General features: G+C 71.5%; 20 protein-coding genes. 11 read left to right on the forward strand and 9 right to left on the reverse strand.

Features of this window, described 5'->3' with window-relative positions; genetic code table 11:
- The first annotated feature begins 17 nt into the window (after window positions 1-17).
- Entirely contained in the window at window positions 18-1109 is a 1092-nt protein-coding gene (locus ACIRPH_RS19325) for a ketoacyl-ACP synthase III family protein (RefSeq protein WP_402916196.1), read from the forward strand.
- Window positions 1110-1214: 105 nt separating this feature from the next.
- Here the strand turns inward: ACIRPH_RS19325 and ACIRPH_RS19330 are convergent, their stop codons facing one another.
- Window positions 1215-2201: an aldo/keto reductase gene (locus ACIRPH_RS19330; protein ID WP_267947217.1), complete on the reverse strand. Its 987-nt coding sequence runs from the start codon at window positions 2199-2201 to the stop codon at window positions 1215-1217.
- Window positions 2202-2557: 356 nt separating this feature from the next.
- Between ACIRPH_RS19330 and ACIRPH_RS19335 the strand changes: the two genes are divergently transcribed.
- Window positions 2558-3835: an activator-dependent family glycosyltransferase gene (locus tag ACIRPH_RS19335; RefSeq protein WP_402916198.1), complete on the forward strand. Its 1278-nt coding sequence runs from the start codon at window positions 2558-2560 to the stop codon at window positions 3833-3835.
- A gap of 72 nt (window positions 3836-3907) precedes the next feature.
- On the opposite strand, the gene ACIRPH_RS19340 is transcribed toward ACIRPH_RS19335, so the two are convergent.
- Window positions 3908-5170, reverse strand: a complete 1263-nt coding sequence (locus ACIRPH_RS19340) for an activator-dependent family glycosyltransferase (RefSeq protein ID WP_402916884.1) — start codon at window positions 5168-5170, stop codon at window positions 3908-3910.
- Between the two features lie 411 nt (window positions 5171-5581).
- On the opposite strand from ACIRPH_RS19340, the gene ACIRPH_RS19345 reads away from it, so the two are divergent.
- From ACIRPH_RS19345 to ACIRPH_RS19355, 3 genes are all read left to right on the forward strand, one after another.
- Window positions 5582-6934, forward strand: a complete 1353-nt coding sequence (locus ACIRPH_RS19345; protein ID WP_402916200.1) for a nucleotide sugar dehydrogenase — start codon at window positions 5582-5584, stop codon at window positions 6932-6934.
- Between the two features lie 5 nt (window positions 6935-6939).
- A complete protein-coding gene (locus ACIRPH_RS19350; RefSeq protein WP_402916202.1) occupies window positions 6940-7926 on the forward strand; it encodes an NAD-dependent epimerase/dehydratase family protein in 987 nt (328 codons plus the stop codon).
- 147 nt (window positions 7927-8073) lie between these two features.
- The gene (locus tag ACIRPH_RS19355) at window positions 8074-9249 is read left to right on the forward strand and encodes a methyltransferase domain-containing protein (RefSeq protein ID WP_402916886.1); all 1176 of its coding nucleotides are present in this window, start codon (window positions 8074-8076) and stop codon (window positions 9247-9249) included.
- Here the strand turns inward: ACIRPH_RS19355 and ACIRPH_RS19360 are convergent.
- A complete protein-coding gene (locus tag ACIRPH_RS19360; RefSeq protein WP_402916204.1) occupies window positions 9236-10525 on the reverse strand; it encodes an activator-dependent family glycosyltransferase in 1290 nt (429 codons plus the stop codon). The two genes, ACIRPH_RS19355 and ACIRPH_RS19360, sit on opposite strands and share 14 nt — an antisense overlap.
- A gap of 618 nt (window positions 10526-11143) precedes the next feature.
- Here ACIRPH_RS19360 and ACIRPH_RS19365 point away from each other — a divergent pair.
- The 4 genes from ACIRPH_RS19365 (at window position 11144) to ACIRPH_RS19380 (ending at window position 15800) form a co-directional block, all read left to right on the forward strand.
- Entirely contained in the window at window positions 11144-11794 is a 651-nt protein-coding gene (locus tag ACIRPH_RS19365; RefSeq protein ID WP_402916206.1) for an LmbU family transcriptional regulator, read from the forward strand.
- A gap of 180 nt (window positions 11795-11974) precedes the next feature.
- On the forward strand, window positions 11975-13087 hold the full coding sequence (locus tag ACIRPH_RS19370) for a DegT/DnrJ/EryC1/StrS family aminotransferase (protein ID WP_402916208.1): 1113 nt from the start codon (window positions 11975-11977) through the stop codon (window positions 13085-13087).
- On the forward strand, window positions 13084-14460 hold the full coding sequence (locus tag ACIRPH_RS19375) for an NDP-hexose 2,3-dehydratase family protein (RefSeq protein ID WP_402916210.1): 1377 nt from the start codon (window positions 13084-13086) through the stop codon (window positions 14458-14460). The genes ACIRPH_RS19370 and ACIRPH_RS19375 overlap by 4 nt, the downstream gene beginning before the upstream one ends.
- Window positions 14461-14513: 53 nt before the next feature.
- Window positions 14514-15800, forward strand: coding sequence for an activator-dependent family glycosyltransferase (locus tag ACIRPH_RS19380; RefSeq protein ID WP_402916212.1), 1287 nt, complete (start codon window positions 14514-14516; stop codon window positions 15798-15800).
- 157 nt (window positions 15801-15957) lie between these two features.
- Here the strand turns inward: ACIRPH_RS19380 and ACIRPH_RS19385 are convergent, their stop codons facing one another.
- On the reverse strand, window positions 15958-16242 hold the full coding sequence (locus tag ACIRPH_RS19385) for a hypothetical protein (RefSeq protein ID WP_330095388.1): 285 nt from the start codon (window positions 16240-16242) through the stop codon (window positions 15958-15960).
- A 42-nt stretch (window positions 16243-16284) separates the two neighbouring features.
- A complete protein-coding gene (locus ACIRPH_RS19390; protein ID WP_402916215.1) occupies window positions 16285-16842 on the reverse strand; it encodes a GNAT family N-acetyltransferase in 558 nt (185 codons plus the stop codon).
- 645 nt (window positions 16843-17487) lie between these two features.
- Between ACIRPH_RS19390 and ACIRPH_RS19395 the strand changes: the two genes are divergently transcribed.
- Complete coding sequence (locus ACIRPH_RS19395; protein ID WP_267947205.1) at window positions 17488-17592, forward strand: SapB/AmfS family lantipeptide; 105 nt, start codon at window positions 17488-17490, stop codon at window positions 17590-17592.
- 120 nt (window positions 17593-17712) lie between these two features.
- Here ACIRPH_RS19395 and ACIRPH_RS19400 read toward each other — a convergent pair whose 3' ends face one another.
- The 4 genes from ACIRPH_RS19400 to ACIRPH_RS19415 all read right to left on the reverse strand — a co-directional run bounded on the left by ACIRPH_RS19400 (window position 17713) and on the right by ACIRPH_RS19415 (window position 22462).
- Window positions 17713-18864, reverse strand: coding sequence for an ABC transporter permease (locus ACIRPH_RS19400; protein ID WP_402916218.1), 1152 nt, complete (start codon window positions 18862-18864; stop codon window positions 17713-17715).
- Window positions 18861-20054, reverse strand: a complete 1194-nt coding sequence (locus ACIRPH_RS19405) for an ABC transporter permease subunit (RefSeq protein ID WP_402916220.1) — start codon at window positions 20052-20054, stop codon at window positions 18861-18863. The genes ACIRPH_RS19400 and ACIRPH_RS19405 overlap by 4 nt, the downstream gene beginning before the upstream one ends.
- A gap of 2 nt (window positions 20055-20056) precedes the next feature.
- On the reverse strand, window positions 20057-20992 hold the full coding sequence (locus tag ACIRPH_RS19410) for an ATP-binding cassette domain-containing protein (protein WP_402916222.1): 936 nt from the start codon (window positions 20990-20992) through the stop codon (window positions 20057-20059).
- A 207-nt stretch (window positions 20993-21199) separates the two neighbouring features.
- Window positions 21200-22462 carry an activator-dependent family glycosyltransferase gene (locus tag ACIRPH_RS19415; protein WP_402916224.1) on the reverse strand — a complete coding sequence of 421 codons (1263 nt, stop codon included), beginning with the start codon at window positions 22460-22462 and terminating at the stop codon, window positions 21200-21202.
- Between the two features lie 182 nt (window positions 22463-22644).
- On the opposite strand from ACIRPH_RS19415, the gene ACIRPH_RS19420 reads away from it, so the two are divergent.
- Window positions 22645-23901, forward strand: coding sequence for an activator-dependent family glycosyltransferase (locus tag ACIRPH_RS19420; RefSeq protein WP_402916226.1), 1257 nt, complete (start codon window positions 22645-22647; stop codon window positions 23899-23901).
- The last annotated feature ends 10 nt before the right edge of the window (window positions 23902-23911 follow it).

A 23911-nucleotide genomic window follows, 5' to 3' on the forward strand; every position in this document is an offset into this window, starting at 1 on the left:
ACGGACGGGGAATTCGCATGTCAGACGGGGCGTACCGCCAGGTCGCACCCCACAGGGAAGGGTTCGCCTTGCAGACGCCAGAACTATGGATCCGGGGCCTCGGTGTCTACCTCCCCGACACCCGGGTGAGCGTGGAGACCGCCGTCGCCGAGGGTCTCACCACGGCGGAGGAGGCGGCCGTCCACGACATGGCCGGCGCCGCCGTCGCGGGTGAGCTCCCCGCCCCGGAGATGGCGCTCCGCAGCGCCCGCGAGGCGTACGGCCAGGCGGGGGCCGACCCCGACGACACGCGCGTCCTCCTCTACACGGACATCTGGCACCAGGGCCCCGACGTCTGGTTCCCGCAGTACCACCTCCAGCACCACCTCGTCCGGGGCGACGTCATCGCGGGGGAGCTGCGCCAGGGGTGCAACGCCCTGTTCACCGCGATGGAGCTGACCGAGCCGCACCTGCGCGGAGCCCCGGAGAGCGCCACCGCCCTCCTCGTCGCGGCCGACAACTTCAGCACCCCGAACGTCGACAGGTGGCGCTCGGGGGCCTTCGTGATGGGAGACGGCGCCTGCGCGGTCCTCCTGGGGCGGGCGCCCGGCCTGGCCCGGGTGCTCTCGGTGGGCTCGATGGTCGTCCCCGAGCTGGAGGAGCTGCACCGGGCGGGGGAGCCCGAGTTCCCCCCGGCGGCCACGACCGGCACCGCCCTGGACCTTCGCGCCCGGGGGCGCGCCCTCTCCGCGAAGGGGGAGGAGGACCCGGAGGTGGACCTCGCCTGGTTCACCCTCCAGCAGAAGATGATGCTGCTGGTCGGCCGCACCCTCGCGGAGGCCGGGGTGGGCTTCGGCGACATCGCCCGCGCCACCTTCAGCAACCTGGGCCCGGGAGCGGTGGAGCACCGCTGGATGGACGTCCTCAAGCTCCCCATGGAGAAGTCCACGTGGAGCCACGGCCGGACCATCGGCCACATCGGGGCCGCCGACCCCTTCATCGGGCTGCGCCACCTGCTGGACGAGGGCGGGGTCCGGCCCGGGGACCACGTGGTCCTGGGCGGACTGGGCTCGGGGGTCACGCTCTCCTGCGCCGTGGTGCGGATCGCCGACGCCCCGCCCGGCTCCTGAGACGCGGGAGGCGCCGGACGCGGGCAGGCCCCGGAGCCCGCGTCCGGAGGACCGGCCGACGGGCGACCGCGTGAGGGGGGCCGGGGACCCGCCGGGCCCCCGGGCTCACCACGACCAGGCCTCGGGCGCGGGGCCGCCCTTGCCCACCGGGGGGAACAGGGCGTCGATCCGTTCGGCGGTCTCCGCGTCGATCCCCGTCTCCAGGGCCCGGATCGCGCCGTCGAGCTGGCCCAGGGTGCGCGGCCCGACGATGGTCGAGTTGACCCCCGGGCGCGAGAGCACCCACGCGATCGACAGCTCGGCCGGGTCGCGGCCCACGGAGTCGCAGAGGTCCTCGTAGGCGGCGATCGTGTCCCCGCGCTCGCGCAGCACCTCCATCGCCCGGCTCTTGGCCGTCTTGACGGCGGTGCCCTCACGGAGCTTGCGGATGGCGCCGCCCAGCAGGCCGCCGTGCAGCGGCGACCAGGTCAGGATCCCGATGCCGTAGGACGCCGCCGCGGGCAGGACCTCCAGCTCCACGTGGCGCGTGACCAGGTTGTACGCGCACTGCTCCGAGACCAGGCCGAGGAAGTTGCGCCGGTTCGCGGCCTCCTGGGCGGAGGCCAGGTGCCAGCCCGCGAAGTTGGAGGAGCCCACGTAGCGCACCTTGCCCTGGTGGACGAGGATCTCCATCGCCTGCCAGACCTCCTCCCACGGCGCGTTGCGGTCCACGTGGTGCATCTGGAAGAGGTCGATCCAGTCCGTGCGCAGCCTGCGCAGCGACTCCTCGCACGAGGCGATGATGTGGCGGGCCGAGAGGCCGCGGTCGTTGGGCCAGTCGCTCATGGGGTTGAAGACCTTGGTCGCCACAATGGAACGGTCGCGGCGCCCCTCGCCCTTGTCGAACCATTCGCCGATGAGTTCCTCGGTCATTCCCTTGTGCACCTGCCACCCGTAGTGGTTGGCGGTGTCGAAGAAGTTGACGCCGTGTTCGAGCGCGCTGTCCATCATCGCGAAACTCTCGTCCCGCGGAGTGTTCACGCCGAAATTCAGCGTTCCCAGGCAGAGGCGGCTGACCTCCAGCGCGGTACGGCCAAGGCGTGTGTACTGCATTCTCTCCCCTGTTTCATGGTGTCTCGCAGAGAAAGCTGGACTCGGGGTCGAACGGAACTCGTGGGGGTGCGCCGGCCGCCGGATGCCGCCGTTATCGCTCCGGAAGGATCCGGAAAGGGCCTCGTGGAGAAGACTTCCACGTCCGGGCGGACCCCGCGCCGCTATGCTCGCGATCCGGTGGCGCCCGGCGGCGAAGAGGCCGCCCCGGCGCCCTCGGACGAAGGGCACCGTACCCCGCGACACCCGCGTCCCGCCGTGCCCGGAGCCCCTGCTCCCGCCGCCGCGCCGCCCCCCACCGCCCGCCCCTCCCGGAACCGCCCTTCCGGTGGTTCCGGCTCCTCTCCGGAGATGCCCCCTTGCGTGTACTGCTCGCCTCCTACGCGGAGAAGACGCACTTCATCGGCATGGTGTCCCTCGCGTGGGCACTGCGCGCCGCCGGACACGAGGTGCGCGTCGCCAGCCAGCCGGAACTGACGGGGTTCCTGGCCCGGGCGGGACTGCCCGCGGTCGCGGTCGGACGCGACCACCTTCTGAAGAAGCACTTCGAGGTGGTGACCCAGTGGGGCGAGGGAGAGGCCCCGGGGCTGTTCGACGTCGGCGAGGCCTGGGACGACGACCTGTCGTGGGAGGAGCTGCGGTGGGGCGCGCGCGACACGGCGGCCTGGTGGTGGCGGATGGTGAACGACCCGATGCTGGACGACCTGGTGGCGTTCTGCCGTGCGTGGAAGCCCGACCTGGTGGTGTGGGAGGCGACCACGTTCGCGGGGGCGATCGCGGCGGAGGCGTGCGGTGCGCCCCACGTGCGGTTCCTGTGGAGCCTGGACCTGTTCGCCGCCATGCGGGTGCAGTACCTGGAGCGCATGGCCGAGCAGCCCGAGGCCGATCGCGACGACCCCGTCCGCGCCTGGCTGGAGAACCGGGCCGCGCGCTACGGCGTCGGCTTCTCCGAGGACCTCGTCCGGGGCCGGGCCACCCTGGACTACCTCCCCGGCTCCCTGACCCTGTCCGCGCCCACCGGCGCCCGGCGCCTGCCCCTGCGCTACGTCCCCTACAACGGCAGGGCCGTGGTCCCCGACTGGCTGCGCACCCCGCCGGCGCGGCCCCGCATCGCGCTGAGCGTGGGAAGCAGCACGACCGAGTGGTTCGGGGGGCACACGTTCTCGCTGGGCGAGGTCCTGCGGGGGCTGGGGGAGCTGGACGCGGAGATCGTCGCGACCCTGCCGCCGGAGGAGGAGGCCGGGCTCGGCCCGCTCCCCGACAACGTGCGGCTGGTGGGCTACGCGCCCCTGCACGTCCTGGCACCGACCTGCGCGGCCATGATCACGCACTCCGGGCCCGGCACCCTGTGCTCGGGGCTGTCACACGGGGTGCCCCAACTGCTCGTGCCCGGGCCCCGGCTGGACGCCCCCCTGCTGTCGCGGCTGGTGGAGCGCCAGGGGGCGGGGCTGGTGGTGCTGCCGGAGGACGCCGGGGCCGTGAGCCTGCGGGACACCGCGCGCCGCCTGGTCGAGGACCCCCGACACGCCGCGGCGGCGGCGCTCATACGCCAGGAGATGGCCGCCATGCCCACCCCCGCCGCGACGGCGCGCGTCCTTGCCGACCTGGTGCGGGAGGGGTCCCTGGGCCCGGCCTGAGCGGGGCGCCGCCGGAGGTTCGGGAAAGCCCCGGCCCCCGCGCGACCCCGTGGTCCGGGGTGGTGTGCGGGGTCAGCGCCGGTGGGCGAGGTCGGTGAGGGTGCGTGCGAGGTCGGCGGGGGTGGGCATGGCGGCCATGTCCTGGCGCAGGGTGTGCGCCGCCCCGGTGTGGCGGGGCTCGTCCAGGAGCGCGCGTACCCCGGCGGCCACGGCGTCGGGGGTGACCCGGTCGGGTTCCAGGATGAGGGCGGCCCCCCGGTCCCGCACCCTGCCCGACAGCAGCACGGTGTCGAACATGTTGACGTTGGGGGCCATGAGCTGGGGGATGCCGCTGGTGAGGGCGGTCAGGACGGTGCCGGGCCCGCCGTGGGTGACCATGGCGTCGCAGGTGGGGGCGAGCGCGTGCAGGGGCACGTACTCGACCAGGCGGGTGTTGGCGGGGACGGGGCCCAGGGCGTCCTGTTCACGGGCGGGCAGGGTGGCGACGACCTCCACGTCGAGGTCCGCCAAGCCCTCCAGCGCGACCTCGGGGGAGAGCTGGTGCTCCCCGTACCACTCGGCCGCGCTGGTGCCGAGGGTGAGGGCGACGCGGGGGCGTTCGGGCGGTGTGCGCAGCCAGTGGGGGACGACGGCCCTGCCGTTGTAGGGGACGTAGCGCATCGGCAGGTAGTCCAGGTGGGAGGGCGTGTCCACCCTGAGGGAGGCGGGGACCTGCTCGACGGTGGCCTGGCCGTGGACGAGGGTCTCGGAGTACTCGACGCCGTGGCGGGCGGCGCGGGCGCCCAGCCAGGCGGCCAGGGGGTCCTCTCTCTCGGCCTCGGGCCGCTCGGCCATCCGCTCCAGGAACCGCGCGCGGGTGCGGGCGAAGATGTCGGCGCCCCACAGGTAGCGCACGTGGGCGGCGCCGCACGCCTGCGCCGCGATCGCCGCCGAGAAGGTGATGGGCTCCCAGACGACGAGGTCGGGCCTCCACTCGCGGCACAGCGCCACCAGGTCCTGCTCCATGGGGTCGTTCACCATCCGCCACCACCACGGGACCATCAGGCGGTAGCCCTCCAGCAGGTACTCCCAGGTGAGGACCTCGTCCCGGTCCTCCGCCATGTCGAAATCGTCCTCCTCCCCGCCCGTCATCGCGTGGTACTGGCGCATGACCCGGCGCAGGAGGTGGTCCCGCCCCACGGGGACGAAGGGCAGGCCCGTCGCCGCCACCGTCGGCCCCAGCGCGGGCTGGCTCGCCACCCTCACCTCGTGTCCCGCGGCCCGCAGAGCCCACGCCAGGGGCACCATCCCCAGGAAGTGGGTTCTCTCCGCCTGCGTCGCGATCAGCACGCGCACGGCCATCGCCTCCGTCCCTGTGTCGTCCGCCGGCCGCGGGAGCGGTCCGGGAGGCCCCCGGCGCCGCGGCTCCGCCCCGGCCGCGGCGTATTCTTTCCCGGCGGCCGAAGCAATCGGCACGGGACCGGGTTTGCCAAGAGTTGCTTCCGCGCGCATATCATTGCCCACCTGAACCGGCCGGGGCCTCATTTATCTTCGGCAAGGGAGATTGTAGGGAAGTCGTTCGCCCCGCATCCGACGAGGACTCCCCGGTGCTGCTCCGTGCATCTCGTTCGCATGAAGTAGATTCCCAAGCACCGGCCGATCCGCCGGACAGGTGAATGGCCGGATACTGGACCGATCCTTTCTCGTCAAGATCCCTCGGGACCTGTTTTCCCTGTGCCGCCGGGGTGAGAGTCGAATGGAGCTCATATGCGTTTCCTGCTGGATCGGGGGGACATCACCGTCTCGGTCGTCGGCCTGGGATACGTGGGATCGTGCGTCGCCGTCAGCCTGGCCGACAACGGGGTGGACGTCGTCGGCGTCGACGTCGACGCCTCCCTGATCGAGGAGATGGAGGCGGGCCGCTGCCGTCTCAAGGAGCCGGGGCTGCCCGAACTGGTGGCCAAGGGCCGGGGGACCGGCCGACTGCGCGTCACCACCGACTTCGCCGCGATCTCCGATACGGACGTGGTCGTGATCGCCGTCGGCACCCCGGTCCAGGAGGACGGCACGCTCGTCCGGACGCAGGTCGAGAACGCCGCGACCGAGATCGGGCTGCACCTGCGGGCCGGACAGGTCGTCGTCTTCAAGAGCACGGTCCCCCCGGGCACGACCCGCGACCTCGTCGCACCGCTGCTGGAGGGCGGGGGCCTGACCTGCGGCGAGGACTTCGGGCTGGCCTTCTGCCCCGAACGCCTCTCCCAGGGCAGCGCGCTGGCCGAGATCCGCCGGCTCCCCGTGGTCGTCGGCGGCTGGGACGAGCGGTCCGGAGCGGCGGCCGAGCGGTTCTGGCGGGCCGGGCTCGGCGTCGAGACCGTCCCCTGCTCCTCCATCGAGGCCGCCGAGACGGTGAAACTCCTCAACAACTGGTGGATCGACCACAACATCGCCCTGGCCAACGAGCTCGCGCGCTACTGCGCGGCCATCGGGGTGGACGCCATGGAGGTCATCGCGGCGACCAACGAGGTGCCCAAGGGGAAGGGGAACATCAACGTCCTCTCCCCGGGGGTCGGCGTGGGCGGCTCCTGCCTGACCAAGGACCCCTGGATGCTCTGGCGCTCCGCCCGGGAACGGGGGGTCGACCTCAGCACCGTGGTCACCGCGCGCGAGGCCAACGAGGCGATGCCCGGCTACGTCGCCGGGCTCATCGTGGACGGCCTCGCCGCCCTGGGCACCCCCGCCGACCGGTCGCGGGTGGCCGTGCTGGGACTGTCCTTCAAGAACAACACCGGCGACCTGAGGTCGACCCCCACTCTGCCCGTGGTCTCCGCACTCCGTGAGGCCGGCGCCGACGTGGCGCTCTTCGACCCGCTCGCGGACCCTGACGAGATCCGCAAGGAGTTCGGCGTGGAGCCCTCGTCCGGGGTGGAAGGGGCGGCGTCCGGCGCCGACTGCCTCGCGGTTCTCGCGTGGCACGATGAGTTCGCCGAACTGGACATGGCCGCGCTCCGCGCGCTCACCGCCCCGGGATGCCTGTTCCTGGACGGCCGGGCCCACTTCGACGAGCAGACCGTCGAGTCCCTCACGGGGCTCGGATTCACCTACCGAGGGATAGGACGGTAGACGCCGTGGCGCGTGCCGTAGTGACCGGGGGAAACGGCTTCGTCGGAAGCCACCTCGTCGACCGCCTCCTGCGCAGGGGGGACGAGGTCGTCGTCTTCGACTCGAAGGGGGCGCTGCCCGAACCCGCCCCCTCCTGGACCGAGGTCGAGTACGTCCGGGGCAGCGTCAGCTCCGCGGACCAGCTCTCCGAGGCCATCAAGAGCGGGGTGGACGTGGTGTACCACCTCGCCGCCGTCGTGGGGGTGGACCGCTACCTGGAATCCCCCCTCGACGTCATCGACGTCAACTTCACGGGGACCCGCAACGTCCTGGACCGGGCGGCGCAGGTCGGGGCCAAGGTGGTCTTCGCCAGCACCAGCGAGGTGTTCGGCAAGAACCCGGACGTCCCCTGGAAGGAGGACGCCGACCGGATCCTCGGGACGACGTCGGCCAACCGGTGGAGCTACTCCTCCAGCAAGGCGCTGGCCGAGCACCTGACGTTCGGCTACATGCGGGAGCGGGGCCTCAACGCCTCCATCGTCCGCTACTTCAACCTCTACGGGCCGCGTCAGCGCCCGGCCTTCCTCATCAGCCGCAGTGTCCACCGGGCGCTGCGCGGGGAGCCCCCGGTCATCTACGACGAGGGCAGTCAGACCCGGAGCTTCACCTACATCGACGACGCCGTCGACGCCACCATCGAGATCGGCACCCGGCCCGAGGCGGACGGGGAGTGCTTCAACGTCGGCAGTTCGGACGAGGTCACGATCCGCGAGGCGGTCGACCTCGTCGTGGAGCTCACCGGGGGGCGGGTCGGCCTCACGTCGATCGACACCCGGGACAGGTTCGGCGACTCCTACCAGGACCTCGACCGGCGCATCCCCGACGCCGGGAAGATCCTCTCCCTCCTGGGGTGGAAGAGCACCACCTCCCTGCGGGAGGGGGTGGCCCGCACCATCGAGTGGGCCGAGGAGAGCCCGTGGTGGCTCGAACAGCAGGAGAACACCACGGACTGACCCCCGCCCGTCGGGCGGCCGACCACCGGCCGCCCGCCGATCCCGGGCCGCCGACCCCCGGCGCGCCCGTCCCACGACGCCCGCGAGGAGTTCAGGTTGGTCCCCACCACCACGTGCCGTGTCTGCCGAGGAACGGTCACCGAGTTCATGGACTTCGGCCGCCAGCCGCTGTCGGACGCCTTCCGCGAGCCCGACGACACCGGCGAGGAGTTCTTCTACCGCCTGGCCGTCGGCGCCTGTCCGGACTGTCAGATGGTGCAGTTGATGGAGGAGGTGCCCAGGGAGCGCATGTTCCACGAGGGGTACCCCTACTACTCCTCGGGCTCCACCGTCATGCGCGCCCACTTCGAGGCCACCGCGGAGAAGCTGCTCGCCGAGCACCTGACCGGGCCCGACCCCTTCGTGGTCGAGCTGGGCTGCAACGACGGCGTCATGCTGGAGACCGTGGCCCGGGCCGGGGTGCGCCACCTCGGGATGGAGCCGTCCGGAGCCGTCTCCGAGGTCGCCCGCTCCAAGGGCGTCCGCGTGCGCAACGCGTTCTTCGAGAAGGAGACCGCGCTGCGCGTCCGCGAGGAGGACGGTCCCGCCGACGTCGTCTACGCCGCCAACACGTTCTGCCACATCCCGTACGTGGACTCGGTCCTGGAGGGGATCGGGGAGCTGCTGGCCCCCGGCGGGGTGTTCGTCTTCGAGGACCCCTACTTCGGCGACGTCAGCGAGAAGGCGTCCTTCGACCAGTTCTACGACGAGCACTTCTTCCTGTTCACCGCCACCTCCGTGCGCAACATGGCCCGGCGGTTCGGGCTGGAACTGGTCGACGTCGAGCGCCTGCCCACCCACGGCGGGGAGCTGCGCTACACGCTGGCCAAGGAGGGCGCCCGCACCCCCTCGGGGGCCGTGTCGGCGATCCTGGCCGAGGAGGAGGAGCGGGACCTGACCTCGCCGGAGGCGCTGCGTTCCTTCGGCGACCGGGTCAGGGGGAACTGCGAGAGCCTGACGAAGGAGCTGCGCTCCCTCCGCGACCAGGGCAAGCGCGTGGTGGGCTACGGCGCCACCGCCAAGAGCGCGACGGTGCTCAACTTCTGCGGGATCGACGCCGAACTCCTGGAGTTCGTCTGCGACACCACGCCCGCCAAGCAGGGGCGCCTCACCCCCGGCTCCGGCGTCCGGGTCCTCGGACACGAGGCGTTCACGGCCTCCTACCCCGACTACGCGCTCCTCCTGGCGTGGAACCACGCCGAGGAGATCATGGCCAAGGAGGTCGGCTTCCGCGAGGCCGGGGGCCGCTGGATCCAGTACGTCCCGGACGTCAGGATCGAGTGAGGGCCGGCCCAGCGCCCTCTCCCGCCGCGCCGGCCAGGTCCCGGGCGACGTCGGCGGGGGAGGGCATGGCGGCCATCTCCTCGCGCAGCAGCCCCGCCGCCCTCGCGTGGGCGGGATCGCCGAGCAGGCGCAGCACACCCTCACGGACCGTGTCCGCAGAGACCCGTGCCGGGTCCACGACCACCCCCGCCCCCTGCGCGGCCACCAGTGAGGCCAGGAGCGGCTCGTCGTACATGTGGTGCGGTACCGCGGCCTGGGGCACCCCGTGGGCCAGGCCCGTCAGGACCGTGCCCGCGCCACCGTGGGTGATCATGGCGTCGCAGGCGGGGGCGAGGGCGTGCAGCGGCACGTACTCGACCAGGCGCGCGTTGGGCGGCACGGCGCCGAGTTTGGCCTGCTCCGGCGCCGACAGCGTGGCGACGACCTCCACGTCCAGGTCGGCCAGCCCCTCCAGGAGGGTGCCCACGTCCACGGTATGGCCGCCCAGGCGCCGTGTGGCCGTGATGCCGAGGCTGAGCGCGACGCGGGGCCGCGCCGGCGGGGTGCGCAGCCAATCGGGGACCACGGCCCTGCCGTTGTAGGGGACGTAGCGCAGGGGCAGGCGGCGGGTACCGGTGGGGACGGGGACGCCCAGGGAGCCGGGGACGGGGTCGAGGGTGGCCCGGCCCCGGACGAGGTCCTCGGAGAAGCCGACGCCGTAGCGGGCGGCGCGGTTCTCCAGCCAGGCGCGGAGGGGGTCGTCGCGGTCGGCCCCGGGCTGCTCGGCCATGCGCTCCAGGTACTGCACCCGCATGGCGGCGAGCAGGTCCAGGCTCCACAGGAACCGCACGTGGGGCGCGCCGCACGCCTGCGCGGCGATCGCCCCGGCGAAGGTCAGGGGTTCCCAGACGACCAGGTCGGGCTTCCACGCGCGGCAGAACGCCACCAGGTCGTCCAGCATCGGGTCGTTGACGACCTTCCACCACAGAGGGATGAGCACGTCGCGGTACCCCGCCCGGAGCGCCTCCCACGACGGCGGCTCCGCGGCGGCCACGCCCATCATGTCGAAGTCCGGCCGCATGTCCTCCCCCATCCGACCCACCCAGCTGATGACCTGGGGGAGCAGGTGGTCCGTGCCCACGCGGACGAAGGGCAGGCCCGTCGCCGCCACGGTGGGGGCCAGCTCGGGCTGGCTGGCGACGCGCACCTCGTGCCCGGCCGCGCGCAGCGCCCACGCGAGGGGCACCATTCCGATGAAGTGAGCCTTCTCGGAGAACGTTGTGAACAAGATACGCATCGGCAATCCTCGATGTTCTCGGGAAGGGTAGGGGAATCTAATCCGGGCGGCTGTTTTTGTCGGGGGCGCGCGTCCGCTTCCCTTGCAATGCCTTATGCGCCGGCGGTCCGGCGGCGAAACGGCGGGAGAAGTTTCGGCCAAAGGAAAGGAATCTGGTCCCACTTGCGTGACGCACCGTGAACAAATTATTGCTCAAGGTGTCTATTATTTGGGGGTTGCTGCACGCTTGTCTATCTCATACGCTGTGTCAGCGGCCATGCTGGTGGATGTATCAGCGGCGGTGTGCAGGGTTGTTTCAAGCATGAATTCACCCGAGGAGGTTCTCAGGTTCAGGCCTTGTTGTCGACCGCTCTGGTCTGGTTCAGGGTAATGCGAACGCGCTGCGCCCACTGAGTTCCCTGTCGAGGGGTCGGTGTATCCGCGCCGACAGCTCTCCATTTCATGCGTGCTTTCTGCAATCCAGTTTTCGCCGCTTCTCCGAGCTTTTGTCTCCGCGGTTAGAAAATCCCCCGCAGTGAGCCCTCTTACCGATGTCAGCCCAATTCTCCCCACGGGGGAATGATCCTGATCCGAGCGTTGATTTCTCTTGCCGAGCGGGAGGGTCGATGAGGGGACCACATGGAAACTATGACGAATCCGGGCCACGCGAACGGAAGGACGAAGTCCCGGGGCGGGGTCGAGCACCGGCCCGCCGTGGACTTTGCCGGCCGGCGGACGGGGAGCAGGAACCCGACCCGGCGCACGAGCCTCCACCTCCCCGACGGCATGGCCATGAGCGACTGGGAGCGCTGGGGACAGCACATCTTCGTCATCTCCGACGCCTCCGCCTGGTGGCTGGGGGACTGGTTGATCTACGGCCAGGAGAACTACCCCCACAGGTACAAGAGGGCCATAGAGAACACCTCCCTGGACTACCAGACCCTGCGCAACTACGCGTGGGTCGCCCGGAAGTTCATCCCCGGCCGCCGCAGGGAGAAGCTGAGCTTCCAGCACCACGCGGAGGTGTGCGGGCTGCCCGAGAACGAACAGGAGAAGTGGCTCTCCGAGGCGGAGGCAGGCCGCTGGTCCCGGAACGAACTCCGCCGCCGGATCAAGCTCCACGCCCGGGGCGAGGACGCGGTTCCGGAGACGATGTATGTTCAGGTGGCCATTAACCCCGAACGCCGGAAACAATGGCAGGAAGCGGCGGAGAGCTCGGGTATGAGCCTTCCGGAGTGGGCTTCTGCGACGTTGGACATGGCGGCCAAGAAAATGGTCGAGGTCGGTTGATCCGGGAGCTCTGAACCTGCTCCCCCTCTGCTATGTATGTTACCTCGCCCCGGTCGGAGCCCCCTCTCCCCACCGCACCTGCCGGCGGATCGCCCGCCGTACGCGCGGGGCGACACCTTATGCCCACGACCCGGGTGCCCGGTTCTTTCGGCCGTGGAAGACCTGAAAACGGAGGAACACATGACGACCTATGTCTGGGGATACCTGGAGGAGTACGAGAAGGAGAGAGAGGACATCCTCGACGCGGTGGACACCGTGTTCAAGTCGGGGAAGCTCATCTGGGGCCCCTCCCTCGTCGCCTTCGAGCAGGAGTTCGCCGAGTACCACGGGGTCGCGCACTGCGCCGGCGTCGACAACGGCACCAACGCGATCGTCCTCGGCCTGCGCGCCCTCGGGGTGGGCGCGGGCGACGAGGTGATCACCGTGTCGAACACGGCCGCCCCCACGGTCCTGGCCATCGACCTGGTGGGCGCCAAGCCCGTCTTCGTCGACATCGACCCGGACACCTACCTGATGCGGACCGACCAGGTCGCCGCCGCCATCACCGAGCGCACCCGCTGCATCCTGCCGGTCCACCTCTACGGCCAGTGCGTGGACATGGCCCCGCTGGAGGCCCTCGCCGCCGAGCACGGGCTCGTCGTGCTGGAGGACTGCGCCCAGGCGCACGGCGCCACCCACCACGGGCGGGTCGCCGGATCCATGGGCCACGCCGCCGCGTTCTCCTTCTACCCCACGAAGATCCTGGGGGCCTACGGCCACGCGGGCGCCACCATCACCTCCGACCCCGAGGTCGACGCCAGCCTGCGGCGCCTGCGCTACTACGGCATGGACCAGGAGCGCTACTACGTCGTCACCCCCAACGGCCAGAACAGCAGGCTGGACGAGGTGCACGCCGAGATCCTGCGCCGCAAGCTCGGCCGCCTGGACGAGTACGTCGCGGGCCGCAGGGAGGTCGCGCGGATCTACGACGAGGCCCTCGCCGACACGGACCTGGTCCTGCCCGCGACCGCGCCCGGCAACGAGCACGCCTACTACCTCTACGTGGTCCGCCACCCCGAGCGCGACCGGATCATCGAGGAGATGAAGGCGCACGACATCGCCCTCAACATCAGCTACCCCTGGCCCGTCCACACGATGTCCGGCTTCTCCCACCTCGGCTACGAGGAGGGCAGCCTGCCGGTGACCGAGCAGCTGGCCGGCGAGATCTTCTCGCTGCCGATGTACCCCTCCCTGCCGCGCGAGGAGCAGCAGCGGATCATCGAGGCGCTGACCAAGACCCTGGCCAGGCTGTGACCCACGCGGCCGACGAGGTCCGGTTCCCGCTCCCGGCGTCGGACCCGGAAGCGCCCCTGGAGTCCGACGCCGAGCTGGCCCGGTGGTGGGAGAGCAGGCCGCGGCACCGGATGCTCTCCGTGGGGCGGGTCGGCTTCGACCGCGGCGGCCCCTGGTCCTTCGCCGAGGGGACAGGCGACCTCGTCCACGCCAGCGGGGGCTTCTTCTCCGTCCGGGGCCTGCGGGTCTCCGCCGGGGGGACCTCCTTCCACCAGCCGGTCATCGACCAGCCGGAGATCGGCATCCTGGGCATCCTCGTCAAGGAGTTCGACGGGGTGCCCCACTTCCTGATGCAGGCCAAGTTCGAGCCCGGCAACGTCAACCTCCGCCAGATCTCCCCCACCGTGCAGGCCACGCGCAGCAACTACACGGGGGTCCACGGCGGCCGTCCCACCCCCTACGTGGAGTACTTCCGCGCCCCGCGCGGCGGGCGGGTGCTCGTGGACGTCCTCCAGTCCGAACAGGGCGAGTGGTTCTGGCGCAAGCACAACCGGAACATCATCGTCCAGGTGGACGAGGACGTCCCCGAGCACGAGGACTACCGGTGGTTCACGCTGCGCCAGATCCAGGACGCGCTGCGCCGGGACAACCTGGTCAACATGGACGCCCGGACCGTGCTGTCCTGCCTCCCCGTGACCCGGGACGGACAGCCGGAACCGGACGACCGCTTCGGCCGGGCGCTCCGGCGCTCCTACGGCGGGGAGTCCCGGCACACGATGACCGCGGTCGTCAGCTGGTTCACCGAGGAGAAGACGGTCGTCGACTACCGGTCGCAGATCCTGCCGCTCTCCGGCGCCGAGGGCTGGCGCCGGACCGACGACGAGATCACCGCCGGCGACGGCGCCGGGTTCCGGATCATCATGGTCTCCGTCGAGGCCCGCATCCGCGAGGTCTCCTCCTGGGTCCAACCCCTGCTGGCGCCGACCCGGAACGGGTTCGCCGCCCTCCTGGTGCGCGAGATCGACGGTGTCCTCCACCTCCTGGTCCGCGCCCGCGCCGAACCCGGCACCCTCGACCGGGTGGAGATCACGCCCACCGTGCAGTACTCGGCCTCCGCCGCGGCGCTCGGGCGCCCCGAGCCCTTCGCCGACGAGACGGTCTCGCCGCCGGCCCACCGGGTGCGCTACGACGCGCTGCTCTCGGAGGAGGGGGGCCGCTTCCACCACGCCCAGACCAGGTACCGCATCGTCGAGGCGGACCCCGGTCTGCCCGTCGAGGTACCGCCGGACTTCCTGTGGGTGACCGCCTCCCAGCTCATGCGGCTGGTGCGGCACAGCCACTACCTCAACATCGAGGCGAGAACCCTCCTGGTCTGCCTGCACTCCCTGACCTGAGCCGCGGGCGGCGCCCACCCGTTCGACACTTCCGCACCAAGGGGTCCACAGCCATGCGCGTCCTGATCGTCAGCCAGGCGGAGAAGACCCACCTGCTGGGGCTGATCCCCCAGGCGTGGGCGCTGCGGGCGGCCGGGCACGAGGTGCGGGTGGCCAGCCAGCCGGCGCTGGTCCCGACCATCGCGCGCACCGGGCTGCCCGCGGTATCCGTGGGCCGCGACCACCTGTTCCACCAGCTGCTGGTCACGCTGAAGGGCCTGGGCTTCGGGGACACCGCGGGCTTCGACATGGCCAGGAGCGACGCGGAGGCGGAGGGGCTGGAGTACCTGTCGGAGGGGTACCGCGAGTTCGTGCGCCTCTGGTGGCACCCGGTCAGCGCGCCGATGCTCGACGACCTGACCGATTTCTGCCGCTGGTGGCGCCCGGACCTCGTCCTGTGGGAGCCGACCACCTTCGCGGCCCCCGTCGCCGCCCGCGCGTCGGGGGCCGCGCACGCCCGGGTGCTGTGGGGGCTGGACGTCTTCTCCCGCACGCGGAGCCGGTTCCTGGGCCGTCTGGCCGAACTGCCCGCCGGCGACCGCGAGGACCCCCTCGCGGAGTGGCTGCAGAGCTGTGCCGAGCGTGTGGGAACCGACTTCTCGGAGGAGCTGGTCTCCGGCCAGGCGACCCTGGACCCCTATCCCGCGGGGCTGCGGCTGCCGCCCGCCCCGGGCACGCGCCACATCCCCCTCAGGTACGTCCCCTACAACGGCACCGCGGTGGTGCCCGACTGGCTGCGCGCCCCGGGACGGCGCCGGAGGGTCTGCCTGACCCTCGGCTCCGGGACGCCGGAGAGGTTCGACGACCGGTTCCGCCTGCCCCTGGGCGAACTCCTGGAGGCGATCGCCGAACTGGACGTGGAGGTCGTCGCCACGCTCTCGGCGGAGCAGACCGCCGGACTCGGGAGCATCCCCGGCAACGTCCGCGTGGTGGAGCACGTCCCCCTGCACGCCCTCATGCCCCGCTGCTCCGCCGTGGTCCACCACGGGGGAGCGGGGACCTTCTGCACCGCGGTCGCCCACGGCGTCCCGCAGCTCATCCTCCCCGAGTTCGCCATGGCCCAGTACGCGTTCGACGAGTCGCTGCTCGCCGCCAACGTCACGGAGCTGGAGGGCGGGCTGACGCTGGAGGGCACGGAACTGACGGGCAAGGAGGTCACCCGCCAGGTGGGACGGCTGCTGGACGAGCCCCGCTTCGCCGAGGGCGCCCGGCGCCTGTCGGAGAAGTCCCGGGAGATGCCGAGCCCCGCCGACCTCGTGCCCGTCCTGGAGGACCTGGCGGCCCGGCGCCGGGGGAACTGAGGCGTCGACGGAACCGGTGCTCCTGCCGGGTCCCACGTGATTCCAGGGGCTCAGGTGACGGTGTCCGTGGCCTCCCCGGCGCCCGTGCGAGCGGGATGCGCCCCCCTACGGAGGACGGGCGGACGGAGAACCCCCGTCCGCCCGCGCCCTGCTGCGGTCACACCTGCTTCGGCGCCACCGCCTGCTCCTGGATCCGCTCCGCGATGAACTGGGTCAGGTCCTCGAAGCTCTCACCGGAGAACTCCGACATGTCCTCCAGGATGGACACGTTGTAGACGTCCTCCAGGGCCAGGACCAGCTGCACGATCGAGAACGAGTCCAGGTCGCTCATCTGCGAGGGCTCGGGGAGGTCGAACTGGGGCTCGTTCGACGTGAACATCAGGACGGTCATCGCCTGGACCTTGATCTGTGCCAGGATCTCGCTCTGGTCAACTGCGGCCATCGGTGCCGAACCTCTTCTCTGGGGTGGTGGGGGCGGGCGCTCTCAGTTGCTGCTCGGAGCCTGGGAGAGCCGCTGGACGAACTTGGCGCCGTAGCGTTCCCAGCGCGCGCGCTGGATGACGAAGTGCGAGGCGTCCTCCAAGCCGGGGGAGCGCGGAAGGCCGGCCGCGGGAGGGTTCTCCTCCATGACCATGGTCGGGTGGTTCCGCAGGCCGGTGGCCCTGTCCCCGGCGGACCAGAAGCGCACCTCGTCCACCGGCCAGGCCCTGAACGCGCGGTCCACGGTCAGCACGGTCGCCTCCAGGGCGATGCCGACCGCGTTCGACCCCTCGTCCACGACCACGTCCACCTGGATCCACCGCCTCTCGGTGTCCAGACGGGACAGGGAGCAGAACCCCAGGACGGTACCGTCGGCCGGGGAGACGGCGAAGAACTGCTCCGTGACGTCCGCCGTGTCGCGGGGGAGCGGACGGACGAGGTCCTCCATTCCGGGGAATTCCCCGACGCCCTTCTCGGCCAGGGCCCGGACGACGCCCTCCGTTTCCAGAATCCGGGTGGGGTCCAACCGGATCCTGCGCGTTTCCACGGGTTTTTCTGTCACGCTCTCCTACCTCGACTCTTTATCGGTTCGCGTCGGCCGCGTTCCCGGCGCGCGGCGGGGAACACCCATTCCCGGAACCCGGGGCAAAGGGTGGCGGGGCGCTCGCCGCGTGTCCCGCCAGCGGGACACGCGGGCTCGGTCCACGTACCTTAGTCGCCCTTTCTCCCCCGTTTCCGGAGCGGACGCCCCGGGCTGCGGCGCGGGGCGTCCGCGGTGGCCTCCCGCCCCGCGGGGCGGCCCCGGGGCGTGTTGGGCGGAGGGGTCGGCAAGACCCGTTTCACCAGGTGTCCGCCGCCCCTGCGGTCCGGGGCGTCCTGTGTCCGGGAGGCCGGGGGAGCAGCGCCGGAGGGACCGGCGGCACACCGCGGCGGCGTCGGCCGTGCAGGTCCCCCGTCCAGGCCGGCGCCGGGGAGGGGAGGGCTCCCGCCGGGCTCGCGGCGGCTGCGGGAGTCATTGGCGGAACCGGCGCCGTGCGGGGAATGGGCGGCTCGGAGGAATCGCCGCCGGGTAAATCGGCACGGATTCCCGGCGAGTGCGCTGTTATCGTGAGGCAGTCCTGGCCACAAAGGTCGGACGGAGTCGCGGCAGGGTCACGGTTTGTTCCGGGGCCCCGGCCGGGATTCCTTTCTCCTGAAAGGTGAAAAAATGGCCGTGAGCGAAGTTCTCGACCTGCAGGTCCTCGAGTCGGAGTCCCTCCTGGAGGAAGGCGTCCTCCTCAACAGCGGCCTCAGCCTCGTGAGCTGCAGCTGACGTCGTCCCCACCGGGCGGTGACGGGCCTCGGCAGGGGGTCCGCCACCGCCGCCTGAGGAGAGAAGGGTTGCCGCGACCGGTCCTCCGGTCGCGGCAACCCGCCGTTCCGGGCCCGCCCCCTACGCGGTGACGGCGCCGCGGAAGCGCCAGACGCCCAGCGTCAGCAGGACCGCCGCGTACCCCAGGAGCACGCCGATGTGCGGCAGCACGTCCGTGAGGGTCGCCTGGTTGCGGATCAGCTCGCTGAAGGCGTCGTAACCCCACGCGTGCGGGGTGAGGAACGCGATCGTCGTCATCGTCCCGTCGAACGACTCCAGCGGGAGCATGGTCCCCCCGAGCGCCCCGGCGCCGAGGCTGATCCCCACGGCCGCGGCCAGCGCGCCTCCCTCGGTCCGGGCGAGGCTGCCGAGCAGGAGCGAGGCGCCGCTGCTGACGAGGCAGAAGGCCGTGACCACCACAGAGGTCGCCAGCAGGTCGCCCCAGTCCACGCCGAACATCAGAGCCGATCCGAAGAGGATCAGCAGCGCCTGGGTCAGGGCGATGAGGAACCGGCCCAGGGCCTCGCCCAGCACGATGGACCCCGCCGAGGTGGGCGACGCGTACATGCGCCGCAGCACCCCCGAGCGTCTCGCCTGCACGATGCCCAGGGACGTGGTCAGCGCCGTGATGAAGGTGTAGAGCAGCAGCAGGGGCGGCGCCGCGAGGCTGTGGGAGGAGAGGCCCTCGGGGAAGGTGGCGTCCCCTGAGGTCGTCACCTCCACCTCGATGCCGGACACCTCGGTCTCCGAGGCGTTCTCCAACCGCTCGTCGAACCCGTCGTCCCGGACTGACCCCGTCACCTGCGCGGTGCTCAGGAGGGAGGACTCCCGGGTCACGACCGAGCGCACCCAGATGCCCACGTCCGCAGCGGCCAGGTCGTCACTGCGAGTGACGAGTTCCAGCTCGGCGCGCTCGCCGTTCCGGATCCGCTCCTCGTAGTCGTCGGGGATGACGAGCCCGGCCTGGACGTCGCCGCCCTCGACGAGGTCGCGCATCTCGCCCTCGTCCATGTGCAGGACGTCGATCCGCTCGTCCTCCTCCAGGGCCTCGACCAGGCGGTCGCCGAGCCCTGCCTGCGACGGGGAGGAGACCGCGAGCACGGGCTGACCCTCTCCGTACATCAGGCCCATCATGAAAACCATGAGGAAGGGGAGCAGCAGGACGAAGAAGATGTTCGTCCGGTCCCGGAACACGCGACGGAGGTTGAGGACCCCGATGATCAGCGGCTTCATGCGTTCACCATCCGTCCCATACGAAACAGCGCGACGGTGGTGCCCACGAGGCCGAGGGCGAGGAGCACCGCGCACGGAAGGAGGACCACGTCGAGGCCTCCCGCGGAGAGTTCGCCCAGTCCGAGGAGGAACCACCGGTGGGGCGTCAGGTAGCTGACGATCGCCAGGCCGTTGAGCTGCGAGATGGGGAACAGCGCTCCGCCGAACACCCCCAGCAGCATCGCCAGGACCGACAGCCAGTTGGCGGCCTGCTCCGAGCTCCGGGCGAAGCTCGCCACGGCCGCGGTGAGGCCGATGACGGCCAGCACGCCCGTGAGGATCAGCGCGCCGGCTCCCAGGGGGTCGCCCCAGTCGGCGCCGAAGAAGACCGAGGTCGCGACGGCAAGCACGGCCATGTTCGCGAGGCCGATGACCAGGCCGCTGGTGAGCTTGGCGATCAGGATCGCCCCGCGCGGGATCGGGCTGGCCAGCAGGCGGGCCAGGGTCCCGCCGGCCTTCTCGTCGAAGATGCTCGTGACGCTGAACATCGCCGCGAAGAAGACGAAGAAGAACGCCATCGAGGCGGAGTAGTAGGTGGCGTTGCCCAGCTCCCGCCACTCCAGGTCAGAGTCCTCGGACAGGACGAGAGGCGCCTCGGCGGCCTCGGCCTCCTCCAGGAGGAGGGCCGCGTCCTCGGGGCTCGGCTCCGAGTCGAAGCCCGACGCGACGGCGAGGCGGATGCGCAGGTGCTCGGTCGCGAAGGCGCGGCCGATCTCCCGGGCGATGTGGGTCGCGACGGGGGCGTCGGCGTCCCCGACGACGGTGAGCACCGCGTCGTCGCCGTCCTCCAGGGACTCGGTGAAGTCCTCCGGGACGAGGAACGCGGCGTCCACGCTGCCGTCCTCGACCAGTTCGCGCGCCTCGTCCTCGGATTCCGCCGTGGTCAGTTCCAGGACCCCGTCGTCGGCCAGGGGCCGCAGGGCCGCGTCGACGAACTCCTGGCCGAGGGAGCCGGCGTCGCTGTCGACGACGACGTACTCGGAGCCCGTCTGCCGGGAGGTGTCGTCGCCGAGCAGCATGTTGAAGAAGAAGGCCACGCCGAGGGGCAGCAGGAGCCCGAAGACCAGCAGGCTGCCGTCCCGGAGCCGCTGGCGTACGTCCTTGGCCACGATGGCCGCGATCATGGTGAGCGTGTTGGGTCCGTTCGACATCGCTACTCCCGGAGTCCCTTCCCGGTGAGGCTGAGGAAGACGGCCTCGAGGTCCGGTTCCTGGACCTCGACCGACCGGATCCCGGCGCCGGCCCTGGTGAGCGTGTCCAGGATGAGGGGGAGGGCGTCCCTGGCGTTGGAGGTGAGGAGCCGGACCTGCGTCCCCTCGGAGGACACCTCGTCGATCGGCTCCAGCGCGCGCAGGACGTCCAGCACCCTCTCACCGGGGGCGTCCAGGGTGATCAGGACCGTGTCGTCCTCACCGACCTGCGAGACCAGCTCGCGCTGTGTGCCCTCGGCCCGGATCTTCCCGGCCTCGATGATGCCGACGCGGTCGCACAGGCGCTCCGCCTCTTCCATGTAGTGCGTCGTGTAGAGCACCGAGACCCCGCCCCGGGTCAGCGTGTGGACGCTCTCCAGGATGGAGTTTCGGCTCTGCGGGTCCACGCCGACCGTCGGCTCGTCCAGAATGAGGAGTCGGGGGCTGTTGAGCAGGCCGAGACCGATATTGAGACGGCGTGCCATTCCGCCTGAGAATTGGGATACGGCCTCACCGGCACGGTCGGAAAGACCGACCGTTTCCAGGACCTCTTCGGTCTTGGCGCGCGCCTCGGTTTTCGACAGCCCGTAGAGGCGGGCGAAGAAGCGGAGATTGTCGCGCGCGCTGAGGTCGTGGTAGAGGGCGAGCTCCTGCGGGACGAAGCCGATCAGGGACTTGCTTTTCCTGTTCGTCGCGCTGTGCTCGATGCCGTCGACCGTGATCGACCCGGAGTCGCGCTGCACGATGCCGGTGATCATGCCGATCGTGGTGGACTTGCCCGCCCCGTTCGGCCCCAGGAGGCCGTAGGTCTCACCTTCCTCGATAAAGAAGCTGACATCGTCCACCGCCTGGTTCTTTCCATATCTCTTGCTCACTCCCCTGACTTCCAGAATGGGCACGGGTGCTCCTCAAATTCTCGGTGCCTGCGTAGATCCGCCGGGGCGTGCCGAGTCGGAATCGTGCTTCTCCCCCGCCGTCTCCGGGAGATTGCCCATGGAGACCTTTCCCGTGCTGCGCCCGGTGCCGGGTCAGTGAACCATAGGAAGGGGTGCGGAGTGATACCGGCGCCATTTCCGCAGGTATTCGCCCCGGGGTGGCACGCGGGGTCAGCGCCGGTCGGCGAGGTCGGTGAGGGTGCGTGCGAGGTCGGCGGGTGTGGGCATGGCGGTGATGTCGTGTCGCAGGGCGTGGGCGGCGCGGGTGTGGCGCGGGTCGTCCAGGAGGGTGCTCACGCCGGCGGCGACGGCCTCGGGGGAGACGCGGTCCGCGTCCAGGACCAGGGCCGCCCCGAGGGCCGCCACGGACGAGGCCAGCAGCGACTCGTCGAACGTGGGCCTGGGGGAGACCAGCTGCGGTACGCCGTGCGCCAGACCGGTCAGGACGGTCCCCGTACCGCCGTGGGTGATCATGGCGTCGCAGGTGGGGGCGAGTGCGTGCAGGGGGACGTACTCGACCAGGCGGGTGTTGTCGGGGACGGCGGTGAGCTTGGCCTGTTCGCGGGCGGGCAGGGTCGCGACGACCTCCGCGTCCAGATCGGCCAGCCCCTCCAGGACCATGGGCACGTCCACCCCGAACCTGCCCAGCCACGCCGCCGTGCTCGTGCCGAGACAGAGTCCGACGCGGGGGCGTTCGGGGGGTGTGCGCAGCCAGTGGGGGACGACGGCCCTGCCGTTGTAGGGGACGTAGCGCATCGGCAGGTAGGTGAGGTCGTCGGGGGTGGGGACCCTGAGGGAGGCGGGGACCTGCTCGACGGTGGCCTGGCCGTGGACCAGGGTCTCGGAGTACTCGACCCCGTACCGTGCGGCGCGGGCGCCCAGCCAGGCGGCCAGGGGGTCCTCCCGCTCGGCCCCGGGCCGCTCGGCCATCCGCCCCAGGAACCGCGCGCGCACGGCGCCGAAGACGTCCGCACCCCAGGGGTGGCGCACGTGGGCGGCGCCGCACGCCTGCGCCGCGATCGCCCCGGAGAAGGTGATGGGCTCCCAGACGACGAGGTCGGGCCTCCACTCGCGGCAGAACGCCACCAGGTCGTCCAGCATGGGGTCGTTCACCATCCGCCACCACCAGGTGACCACCTGCCGGTAGTCCTCCAGCTCCTCGCCCCAGGAGCGCTCGCGCCCGCTTCCGTACGCGGAGAAGAGGGGGACCCCTCCGCGAAGGCCGTCGAAGGAGGAACGCGCGGTGAGGTGCCGCCAGAAGCCGTGGTCCCTGCCCACGGGGACGAAGGGCAGGCCGGTGTCCCCGACGACGGGTTCCAGCGCGGGCTGGCTCGCCACCCTCACCTCGTGCCCGGCGGCCCGCAGCGCCCACGCCACGGGGACCAGGCTCAGGAAGTTCGTCTTCTCCGCCAGGGACGCCATGACGACGCGCACGGTGGGCTCTCCTCGGGTCGCGGGCCGGCGTCGGAGCCGGAGGGGCGGGACGGCGCGGAGTGCGTGCTCCGCGCGGCGCCTTGTCTATCAGCTCCCGCCGGGGCGCCACGCGGTTCCTCCCGGCTGGACGCGTCGCCCACTCTCCCCTAGTCTCCGATTCGCTTCGAGGAGGTGCGGGGACGTTGCGTGTGCTGTTGGCGGTGGCTGCCGAGAAGCCGCACTTCCTGGGGATGGTGCCCCTGGCGTGGGCTCTGCGGGCCGCGGGACACGAGGTGAGGGTGGCGAGCCAGCCCGCGCTGGGGCCGACGGTGGCGGCGACGGGGCTGCCCTTCGTCCCCGTCGGCAGGGACCACGGCTTCTGGCGGACCATGAAGGTCTTCGACCTGCACGACACCCTGAACGACGCCCCGCTGTTCGGGCGCGTGACCGCCCCCGACGACCAGGTCTCCTGGGAGTACCTGCTGGAGGGTTACCGCAGGGTGGTCCCGTGGTGGTGGCGGATGGTGAACGACCCCATGGAGCAGGACCTGGTGGCGCTGTGCCGGGAGTGGGGGCCCGACCTCGTCGTGTGGGGCTCGGTGAGCTTCGCCGGGGCGATCGCGGCGCAGGCGTGCGGGGCCGCCCACGTGCGCTACCTGTGGGGCGCCGACATCTTCGCCCGCACCCGCGCGCGGTTCCTGGGGCGGATGGCCGAGCGGCCCGGGGTCGAGAGAGAGGACCCCCTGGCCGCCTGGCTGGGCGCCCGCGCCGCACGGTACGGGGTCGAGTACTCCGAGACCCTGGTCCACGGCCAGGCCACCGTCGAACAGGTCCCCGCCTCCCTCAGGGTCCCCACCCCCGACGACCTCACCTACCTGCCGATGCGCTACGTCCCCTACAACGGCAGGGCCGTGGTCCCCGACTGGCTGCGCACACCACCCGAACGCCCCCGCGTCGCCCTCACCCTCGGCACCACCCTCATGAGCCAGGACCACGGGGGGAAGGCCCTGTTCCGCTCGCTCCTGGAGGGGCTGGCGGACCTGGACGCGGAGGTCGTCGCGACCCTGCCCGCCCGCGAACAGGCCGAGCTCGGCGCCGTCCCCGGCAACACGCGCCTGGTCGAGTACGTGCCCCTGCACGCGCTCGCCCCCACCTGCGCCGCCATGGTCGACCACGGGGGATGGGGGACCGTCCTGACCGGTCTGGCGCACGGCGTGCCGCAGGTCATCGTCCCCAGCTGGTTCGACGATCCGATGCTCGCCGACATGCTCGCGGCCCGGGGCGCGAGCATCACCGTCCCCCACCGGCGGATGACCGCGGAGAGCGTCAGCCGGTCGGCCTCCCGGCTCCTGGACGACCCGTCGTTCGCCCGGGGCGCCGCCGGCGTCCGCGACGCGATGCTGGCCATGCCGTCCCCGGCCGACCTCGCGGACGCGCTCGTCCGGCGCGTGCGCGGCTGACCGGGGACGC

This window comes from Nocardiopsis sp. NPDC101807 (genome assembly GCF_044766605.1).
GTDB lineage: Bacteria > Actinomycetota > Actinomycetes > Streptosporangiales > Streptosporangiaceae > Nocardiopsis > Nocardiopsis tropica.

Bases quoted from the DNA above. Each gene is read 5' to 3' on its own strand.
- ACIRPH_RS19405 (WP_402916220.1), bottom strand. From the start codon at position 20,054: ATGTCGAACGGACCCAACACGCTCACCATGATCGCGGCCATCGTGGCC.
- ACIRPH_RS19385 (WP_330095388.1), bottom strand. From the start codon at position 16,242: ATGGCCGCAGTTGACCAGAGCGAGATCCTGGCACAGATCAAGGTCCAG.
- ACIRPH_RS19345 (WP_402916200.1), top strand. From the start codon at position 5,582: ATGCGTTTCCTGCTGGATCGGGGGGACATCACCGTCTCGGTCGTCGGC.
- ACIRPH_RS19400 (WP_402916218.1), bottom strand. From the start codon at position 18,864: ATGAAGCCGCTGATCATCGGGGTCCTCAACCTCCGTCGCGTGTTCCGG.
- ACIRPH_RS19325 (WP_402916196.1), top strand. From the start codon at position 18: ATGTCAGACGGGGCGTACCGCCAGGTCGCACCCCACAGGGAAGGGTTC.
- ACIRPH_RS19365 (WP_402916206.1), top strand. From the start codon at position 11,144: ATGGAAACTATGACGAATCCGGGCCACGCGAACGGAAGGACGAAGTCC.
- ACIRPH_RS19360 (WP_402916204.1), bottom strand. From the start codon at position 10,525: ATGCGTATCTTGTTCACAACGTTCTCCGAGAAGGCTCACTTCATCGGA.
- ACIRPH_RS19330 (WP_267947217.1), bottom strand. From the start codon at position 2,201: ATGCAGTACACACGCCTTGGCCGTACCGCGCTGGAGGTCAGCCGCCTC.
- ACIRPH_RS19380 (WP_402916212.1), top strand. From the start codon at position 14,514: ATGCGCGTCCTGATCGTCAGCCAGGCGGAGAAGACCCACCTGCTGGGG.
- ACIRPH_RS19395 (WP_267947205.1), top strand. From the start codon at position 17,488: ATGGCCGTGAGCGAAGTTCTCGACCTGCAGGTCCTCGAGTCGGAGTCC.
- ACIRPH_RS19370 (WP_402916208.1), top strand. From the start codon at position 11,975: ATGACGACCTATGTCTGGGGATACCTGGAGGAGTACGAGAAGGAGAGA.
- ACIRPH_RS19355 (WP_402916886.1), top strand. From the start codon at position 8,074: ATGGACTTCGGCCGCCAGCCGCTGTCGGACGCCTTCCGCGAGCCCGAC.